Below are 7,660 nucleotides of genomic sequence, written 5' to 3'. Positions count from 1 at the left end.
GAACTGGCCCGCTCGGCGCGGCCGGAGCGGTGGTCAGGCAGCACGCGCTGCTGGACCCCGATCGGCTCCGTCTGGCTCAACCCGGAACGGCCTCACGAGATGCCGCGAGGCCATGGGGCCGCCGGCGCGCTCGCCAGGGAAGCAGTCGGCGGCGGCCCCATGGCCGGTACGGGAGAGTGCGCAGCCTGAAAATAGACACCGGTGACAACAACCTTGAAAACCACCGACCGGGGCCGCAGGATAGGTGTGCCCGGGGAAAGGGGGATTGCGCTCGCCAGCTGATTTATCCAGCAGCGCCGCCCCAAGGAAAAAGCTGGTGCCGCAATCCGGCGTGAAGTCCCCGCCATCTACTCCGTCAGGCAGGCAGCCCCCGGATGGTGCATACCTCGTGATGGATGGCCGCTCCCCGATCGGCGTCGATGCGGTCCTGCGCCTCGATCGCGGAGATGCGCTCCGTTCCACCGGGATCGCCGTAGAAGGCGCAGGAGAAATCCACACCGAAGCCGGTATCGCGCAGAGCCCGTTCCAGCGCGACGAAGAAGGAAATGTCGGTACCCGCATGCTGCTTCACGATCTGGGAATGCAGCGTCTCCGGCCTGTAGCCATTGGCCTCGAACAGCTCGAACAGCACCGGCACGCCGATCCGCGCGCCGAAATTCAGGATCACCTCGGCTTTGGGCGCGCAGGAGCGCAGCCGCCGCAAGAGCGCCTCGTTCAGCCCCAGTCCGACCGAATTGAAGGGAAAATCCTCGAAGGCGGACCATGGGTAGTAATGCGCGATATGGTCGTCCTCGCGCACATCCGCCCCCTCGGGCAGCGCGGTCTTCGTCGCGCGGCGGAAGGCGCCGAAGCGCGGACAGCCGGGGTCGGCCACCTGCGGCAGGCAGCCGATCACGGCATCGGCGCGCTCCACTTCGGCCAGCGCCAGCGGATCGTCGACCAGGCTGACCGCGCCCGGAACCGGATGGAAGCGGTGAGCCTCCTGCGGGGCGAGGCTGAGGACGTTGCGCTCGGCCAGCTTGGCCATGCGCGGATCGAGATCGCTGCCCGCCACCCGCTTCGCCCCGCACATGCGCAGCAGGAAGGCGGCGTTCACCCCGGTGCCCATGCCGACCTCGTAGACGGTCCTGCCGCCCAGCCCGGCCCGCTCCAGCGCGATCTGGAAGGTCTGGGTCCAGGGATCGGACGGGTCGAAGGCGTAGCCCGGGGAATGCGGCGTGACGCCCGTATCCTCGTCGGGCGTGGAAATGGTTGCGTCGGTCAAAACAAGATCCTGAAGTTCCGTGGGAAGGTAGGTCGCCCGGCCGTCAGTCGAGCAGGAGGACGCTCTCGGCCGCGCCGCGCAGGCAGTGGTCGGAGCGCATGGAGGCGGCATAGCCCCCGGCATTCACGAGCACGATCACGTCGCCGGGCTCGGGCGGCGGCATCGGGTGATCCACGGCCCATTTGTCCAGCGCCTCGTTGACGTTGCCGACGACGGTGAAGCGTGCCGCGGGCCAGTCGCGGGGCACCGCCGGCACGGGCTCGCAGGGCAGATCGTAGAAGGCGGGCTCCATGGCGAGGTTGAACCCGGCATCGAGGCCGAGGAACGCGGTGTCCTTGCGCCGCTCCCGATAGGTGGCGCTGGCCAGCAGAACGCCCGCATCCTTGACCAGGAAATCGCCGGGCTCCACGGCAATGGTCAGCCCGCGCCCGCCATAGGCCGAGGCGATTGCCGCCGCCCAGCGGCCGAGATCGAGCGGCTTGTCGCCCTTGCGGTGCGGCACGCCGAGACCTCCGCCGATATTCACGAGCTTCAGATCGGGCAGCATGTCGATGAAGGCGCGGCTCGCATCCAGCACGGCGGCGAACTGCTCCGCCTCGCGGTCGAGATAGCCGCAGCCCGCGTGGAAATGCAGCCGCGTGATCTTCATCCCGTGACGGGCGGCGATCTCCAGCGCCTCGGGCATGCGGTCGAGATAGATGCCGAATTTGGTCGCCTCGATGCCGCTGTATTGCAGCATCTCGCTGCCGCCATAGCCGATGCCGCGATCCGGATTGATCCGCAGCCCGACCTCGCGGCCCGGACAGAGCGCACCGAAGCGCTCGAGCGCGGAGAGCGAGTCGAAATTGACCGCCAGCCGGTCGAACCGCGCGAGAAAGGCAATGTCCCCGCGGCCCAGAGACGTGCCGGTGAAGGAGATGTCTTCTTCGCGGAAGCCGCAGGAGAGCGCATGCAGCAATTCTCCGGGCGAGCAGATATCGGCGCCGCAGAGCCGCTGCGCCGCCAGCCAGGACAGGAATTGCGGCGTGCGGTTGGCCTTGATCGCGTAGTAGATGCGGTGGTCGAGCCCCGCCGGTTCCAGCGCTCCGGCCATCGCCCGGTGCAGGCCGCGCAGCTTCTCGCCGACACGGGGCGCGCGGATCGCGTAGGCCGGGGTGCCGACCTTGCGGGCCAATGCGTCGAGATCGGTGGTGCCCAGATGCAGCCTGCCATGCCGGTAGGCCAAGTCGCTGCGCTGCCACCAGGGGGCGGCTGCCCCTGCTGCGCCCGGCGCCGCATCCTGCACGGCGGTCGGCGCGACGGTGGTCTCAGACATGCAGCCGGCCCGAATAGCGTCCAGTGGCTCCCGCGCCCTGCGGTGCCCCGGCGAGCGCCGCCATCGCGGGCATCCCCGGCACGGCTTCGATCAGGCGGATATCGGTGCTCTCGCCGGTCAGGCAGGCGGAGACACGTGCGGCGTCGCCGCAGGAGCGGTCCACAAGAACGTCAAGCGGAAGACCGCAATCGCTGCGCCCGACCATGGCCTGCTTGATCCTGAGGACGGTCAGGGGGGCGGAGAGCCCGCGGCAATCGATGAAGCTTGTCGGCTGTTCGGTCATGTCGTGTCCTTTTCGCGTCTGGCGGCGGCTGCCGCGTTTCCGAGGGTCGTCATGTCGGTCCGGTCAGATCGTGCCGGCCTCCAGCTCCGCAGCTGCACGCTGCAGCGCGCCGGAGAGGATCGTCACGATCCGGTCTATGTCCTGGCGGCCGATGATCAGCGGCGGGGAGAGGATGCAGAGGTTTTCATAGGGCCGCACCAGCAACCCCGCCTCCTGGCAATGGGCGTCGACCTTCTGCGCCAGCGCCATGTTGGCGGCATTGGGCCCGGCCTCTTCGCCTGTCCAGCACTCTACGCAGGCCATCAGGTGGTCGCCGCGCACGGTATAGACGATCGGGCTCGACCGCAGCTCGCGCAGGCGCTCGAGGAAGTAGGGACCGACATCGCGGACATGGCCGCAGATGTCCTCGCGTTCCATGGTCTCGATATTCGCCAGCGCCACCGCACAGGCGACGGGGTGGCCGGAATAGGTGAAGCCGTTGGAAAAGACCGGCTTGTCCTTCGGCGCCGAGTCCGCCAGCGCGTCGGCGATCCGGTCCGAGATCAATACCGCGCCCAGCGGCTGGTAGCCGGAGGTCAGCCCCTTGGCGGTGATGATCATGTCGGGCTGGATGCCGAAGCGGATCTCGGAGGCGAAGAAATGCCCCAGCCGCCCGAAGCCAGTGACCACCTCGTCGGAGATGTAGAGGATGCCGTGCTTCCGGCAGAGGTCGAAGGTCGCCTCCTGGTAGCCTTCGGGCGGGGTCAGCACGCCGCCCGAGGCCAGGATCGGTTCGGCGATGAAGCAGGCGATCTTCTCCGGCCCGATCCGCGCGATTTCGGCCTCCATCTCCGCCAGCAGCTCTGCCAGCCTTTCGGCGGCAGAAAGGGCCGAGCGGTCCGGATCGTGCTCGGGACTCGACAGGTGGTGGACAAAGCCGCTCTCGTACTGGAAATGCGTGCGGTCGGCTTCCTTTCCCGACAGCGACTGCGTCAGGTAGGTGCCGCCGTGATAGGCATTGACCCGGCTCAGCACGTGCCGCCGCTCCGGCTGGCCCTGCGCCGAGAAATGGTACTGCGCGATGCGGATTGCCGATTCCACCGCGGTCGAGCCGCAGGTGGTGAAATGCACGCGGTTCAGGTCGCCCGGCGCCAGCTGCGACAGCCGTTCGGCCAGCCGCGCGGCCGGTTCGCTGGCGACATCGCCGAAGGGAGTGTAATAGGCCATGCGCCGGGCCTGCGCGGCCATGGCATCGGCCAGTTCCTCGCGCCCGTAGCCCAGCGTCATGCACCACATGCCGCCGATCGCGTCGAGATATTCCTTGCCCGCGCTGTCCTGCACCCGCACGCCCTTGGCGCGGGAAATGATCAGCGGGTCCTGCTCTCCGAGACCGCTGAGATCGGCCCAGGGATGGAGGACGTGGCGCGCATCCGCCTCGGAGGCAGAGGTAGCTCTGCCGGGCTCCGGCTGGGACAGGATTTCCGCCAGGGTGTCCATGATGTGAATGTGCCTCTCCCGTTTCGCGCCCCGCGAAGGATGCAATTGCGGCCGGTCTTGACCATTTGCCTGTGCGACGTCAGGGCATGCCCACATGCCTCTGCCGGCATCGGAACCACCGGATCCGGCAGGCCCCGGATTCTCGCCGGATTATCGTCTGGCGGGGACCCGTGCAGTCATCAGGTTGCGGCTCGGCCCCGTTCTTCCGAGACTATACCCTTGGCCCCGCAACTGAACCCGCAAGGCCCCCAATTCTCGATCTGCCGCCCAGATTGTCCTGAAAACTTGCGGCTTGCCCGGAAATTGGGCTGTTTTCGGGACCTCGAAGGAATGTTTTCCCGAAACTTGCCAAGCTGGCCGGGCATCCGGCAGGCGCGGCCGCCTACCTTGCCGCCCTCGGCCAAGCCTCGCACCCGGCCGGTTTCCGGGCACTGCCGGTCCCGCGGAAGCCGCGCTGAGCGATCCTCTTGACCGAAAATGCCCGGCGCCCCGCATCGGACATGGGACACGGCCTCGGGGTGGCGCGGGCCAGGCCGCGATCTGCCCGTCACGGGCCAGCTCGTGGCGGGCTCCGGCGCGGACCGGTGCCGTCCGAGGCCAGGATTGCGGATGCGCTGCGATCCCGGTGCGGACTCCGGGGCGGTCCGGGAACCGTCATGGCAAACGCGCGGAAAAACCGACGCAAGGCGGCTCCGACTTGCCGGTGACAGTCCACCCTGCACTCAGGTCATGTCGGAAAACCGCGAATCCGCCGGACGACCGCTGCCGAGCGGTACTAGCTGCGCCGGGCCATGGCCGCCGCCGCCTGGCCGATGATCAGCACCCCTGCACCGCCGATGATTGCCGCGGCCGCCCGGTTCAGGCGCGCCAGCGTCCCCGAGCTGCTGATCGCGCCGCGCGCCCGCAAGGCCAGGAGCGCGTAGGGCGTCAGCGTGGCAAAGAGCGTCGCGACGGTCAGCGCGGACAGCGCCGCCCATTGCGCCGGGCCGACATGTCCCAGATCCAGCACGGCCGGCAGGAGCGCCAAGTAGAACACGATCACCTTGGGATTGCCGAGCGCGACCATGAGCCCTGCCGCGAAGGCCCGGCCCCCGGAGCGGCTCCCGGCCCCGTCCGGCTCCGAGATGCTGCCGCGCTGCGACCAGAATTTCCACGCGAGACGCAGGAGATAGGCGCCGGCGAGCAGCTTGATCGCCAGCATCGCCTGCTCGAAGAGCTGGACCAGCGCAGCCAGCCCGGCGACCGCGCAGCTGAGGAAGACCACGTCGCCTAGCGCCATGCCGCCGATGAAGAACAGAGACGACCGGAACCTGCCGCCGAGCGACTGGCCGATCAGCGCGGCCACCCCGGGCCCCGGCACGGCGGAGGCCACGGCCAGTGCGGCGACATAGGCAATGAAGGAAGTGGCGGAAATCATGGAACCCTCTTCGGCAATGCCAAGGAGGGTACCAGCTTCCGCGGCGCCTGCAACGCCCCGGGGCATCCGCGTTGCCGCGCTGCCCGGCCCGGTCCGCCGCCTTCTGCCGCGTCCGCGACCGGCCCGGGTTCCCCGGCCGGGTCCCTCGCGCCGCAAGCAGGGCCCGGACCGGGCGGGAGGCTCAGCCGTCCAGAACCTGCCGCAGCATTTCCGGCTCCACCTCCGAGGTCACGAAGGCCTCGCCGATGCCGCGCGCCAGGATGAAGCGCAGCTTGCCGTCCAGAACCTTCTTGTCCTGGCCCATCAGCGCGATCAGCGCATCGGTGCCGGGCAGCTCGCCGGGGATGTCCGAGAGGTCGGTCTTCATGCCCATCTCGCGCAGATGCGCGCGGACCCTCGAGGGGTCCTCCTGCGAGCAGAGCCCCATCCGCGCCGAAAGCTCGAAAGCCAGCGCGCAGCCGATCGCCACGCCCTCGCCATGCAGCAGCCGGTCCGAATAGCCGGTCGCCGCCTCCAGCGCATGGCAGAAGGTATGGCCGAGGTTCAGCAGCGCCCGGTCGCCCTGCTCGGTCTCGTCGCGCACGACGATCTCGGCCTTCATCTCGACCGAGCGGCGCACCGCATGGAGCCGCGCCGCCGGATCGCCGGCCGCCAGCTTCGGCCCGTTCGCCTCGAGCCAGGCGAAGAACGCCGCATCGCCGAGCAGGCCGTATTTCACCACCTCGCCATAGCCCGCCAGCAGGTCGCGGCGCGGCAGGGTGGCCAGGATGCCGGTATCGGCCAGCACCAGCGACGGCTGGTGGAAGGCGCCGATCAGGTTCTTGCCATGGGGCGTGTTGATGCCGGTCTTGCCGCCGACCGAGCTGTCGACCTGCGCCAGCAGCGAGGTCGGGATCTGCACGAAGCGCACGCCGCGGCGCAGGATCGCCGCCGCGAAGCCGACCAGGTCGCCGATCACCCCGCCGCCGAGCGCGATCACGATGCCGCGCCGCTCCACCTTCCGGTCCAGCAGCCAGCTGCAGACGGTTTCGAGCTGCGCCCAGCACTTGGTCGCCTCGCCGGGCGGCAGCTCCAGGCTGTCGGCCTCGATGCCCTCTTGCGCCAGCGCGGCCTTCAGGGCCGCCAGATGGTGCCCGGCCACCGTCGCGTCCGAGACGATCGCCACCCGCGGCACGTGCAGCAGCGGCGCGATCAGCCGTCCCGCCTGCCCGAGCAGCCCTGCCCCGATCAGCACCTCGTAGGCGCGCTCCCCCAGATCCACATGGACCCGCTCAATCGGCTCGCTCACCGCTTTCCTCCAGGATGTCGTCCAGTTTCGCCAGTTCCGCGATCACCCGCTCCGTCGTGTCGCCGATGACGTCCTGGGGCTGCGCCGCGACATGGATCGGCGCGCGCGCGTAGATGGGATTGCGGCTCTCGCAGAGTTCCCTGAGCGTCTGCTGCGGGTTCTCGGTCTGCAGCAGCGGCCGGCCGGTGCGGCCCTTGACCCGCGACCACAGCACGCTGACATCGGCGCTCAGCCAGACCGCAATGCCGTATTTCAGGATGTTGACGCGGTTGGTGTGGTTCATCCAGGCGCCGCCGCCGGTCGAGAGCACCTTCGGCTCCCCCTGCAGCAGGCGCAGGAGAACCTGGGTTTCCTTCTCGCGGAAATAGACTTCCCCGAAGCGGGAGAAGAGTTCCGGAATCTCGTAGGAGGACGCGCGGACGATTTCCTCGTCGGAATCGACGAAGGGAACTTCGAGCCTGCGCGCCAGCTCGCGGCCGACCGAAGTCTTTCCGCAGCCCATCATTCCAACCAGGACGACTGTTCTGTTCAATCGGTAGGTCAAGCTGCCGGTCCGGTCCTGCTGTTTTTGTGCGATTGAGACACGGCACCACCGTGTTATACTGGGGCGCGACGTA

General features: G+C 68.7%; 7 protein-coding genes. All 7 read right to left on the bottom strand.

Annotation, left to right across the window (positions count from 1 at the left end):
* Positions 1–355: 355 nt before the first annotated feature.
* Entirely contained in the window at positions 356–1,264 is a 909-nt protein-coding gene (locus tag HCC78_RS10540) for a hypothetical protein (protein WP_216671105.1), read from the bottom strand.
* A gap of 43 nt (positions 1,265–1,307) precedes the next feature.
* The gene (locus HCC78_RS10535; protein WP_172328726.1) at positions 1,308–2,579 is read right to left on the bottom strand and encodes a diaminopimelate decarboxylase; all 1,272 of its coding nucleotides are present in this window, start codon (positions 2,577–2,579) and stop codon (positions 1,308–1,310) included.
* Complete coding sequence (locus HCC78_RS10530; protein ID WP_172328725.1) at positions 2,572–2,862, bottom strand: hypothetical protein; 291 nt, start codon at positions 2,860–2,862, stop codon at positions 2,572–2,574. The genes HCC78_RS10535 and HCC78_RS10530 overlap by 8 nt, the downstream gene beginning before the upstream one ends.
* A gap of 63 nt (positions 2,863–2,925) precedes the next feature.
* Positions 2,926–4,338 (bottom strand): aminotransferase, encoded by a 1,413-nt coding sequence (locus HCC78_RS10525; RefSeq protein ID WP_172328724.1) that lies wholly within the window; start codon positions 4,336–4,338, stop codon positions 2,926–2,928.
* 775 nt (positions 4,339–5,113) lie between these two features.
* A complete protein-coding gene (locus HCC78_RS10520) occupies positions 5,114–5,755 on the bottom strand; it encodes a LysE family translocator (protein ID WP_172328723.1) in 642 nt (213 codons plus the stop codon).
* A gap of 181 nt (positions 5,756–5,936) precedes the next feature.
* Complete coding sequence (gene aroB, locus HCC78_RS10515; protein ID WP_371743803.1) at positions 5,937–7,043, bottom strand: 3-dehydroquinate synthase; 1,107 nt, start codon at positions 7,041–7,043, stop codon at positions 5,937–5,939.
* The gene (locus HCC78_RS10510) at positions 7,027–7,620 is read right to left on the bottom strand and encodes a shikimate kinase (RefSeq protein ID WP_371743805.1); all 594 of its coding nucleotides are present in this window, start codon (positions 7,618–7,620) and stop codon (positions 7,027–7,029) included. The genes aroB and HCC78_RS10510 overlap by 17 nt, the downstream gene beginning before the upstream one ends.
* Positions 7,621–7,660 lie beyond the last annotated feature (40 nt).

The organism is Mangrovicoccus sp. HB161399, assembly GCF_013184745.1.
Taxonomy (GTDB): Bacteria; Pseudomonadota; Alphaproteobacteria; order Rhodobacterales; family Rhodobacteraceae; genus Mangrovicoccus.
Note: the sequence above shows the minus strand (reverse complement) of the source record. Positions and strands in the feature narration are given on the sequence as shown.

Excerpts from the sequence above, each read along its gene's own strand:
- HCC78_RS10535 (WP_172328726.1), bottom strand. The coding sequence starts at position 2,579 with ATGTCTGAGACCACCGTCGCGCCGACCGCCGTGCAGGATGCGGCGCCG.
- HCC78_RS10530 (WP_172328725.1), bottom strand. The coding sequence starts at position 2,862 with ATGACCGAACAGCCGACAAGCTTCATCGATTGCCGCGGGCTCTCCGCC.
- HCC78_RS10525 (WP_172328724.1), bottom strand. The coding sequence starts at position 4,338 with ATGGACACCCTGGCGGAAATCCTGTCCCAGCCGGAGCCCGGCAGAGCT.
- HCC78_RS10520 (WP_172328723.1), bottom strand. The coding sequence starts at position 5,755 with ATGATTTCCGCCACTTCCTTCATTGCCTATGTCGCCGCACTGGCCGTG.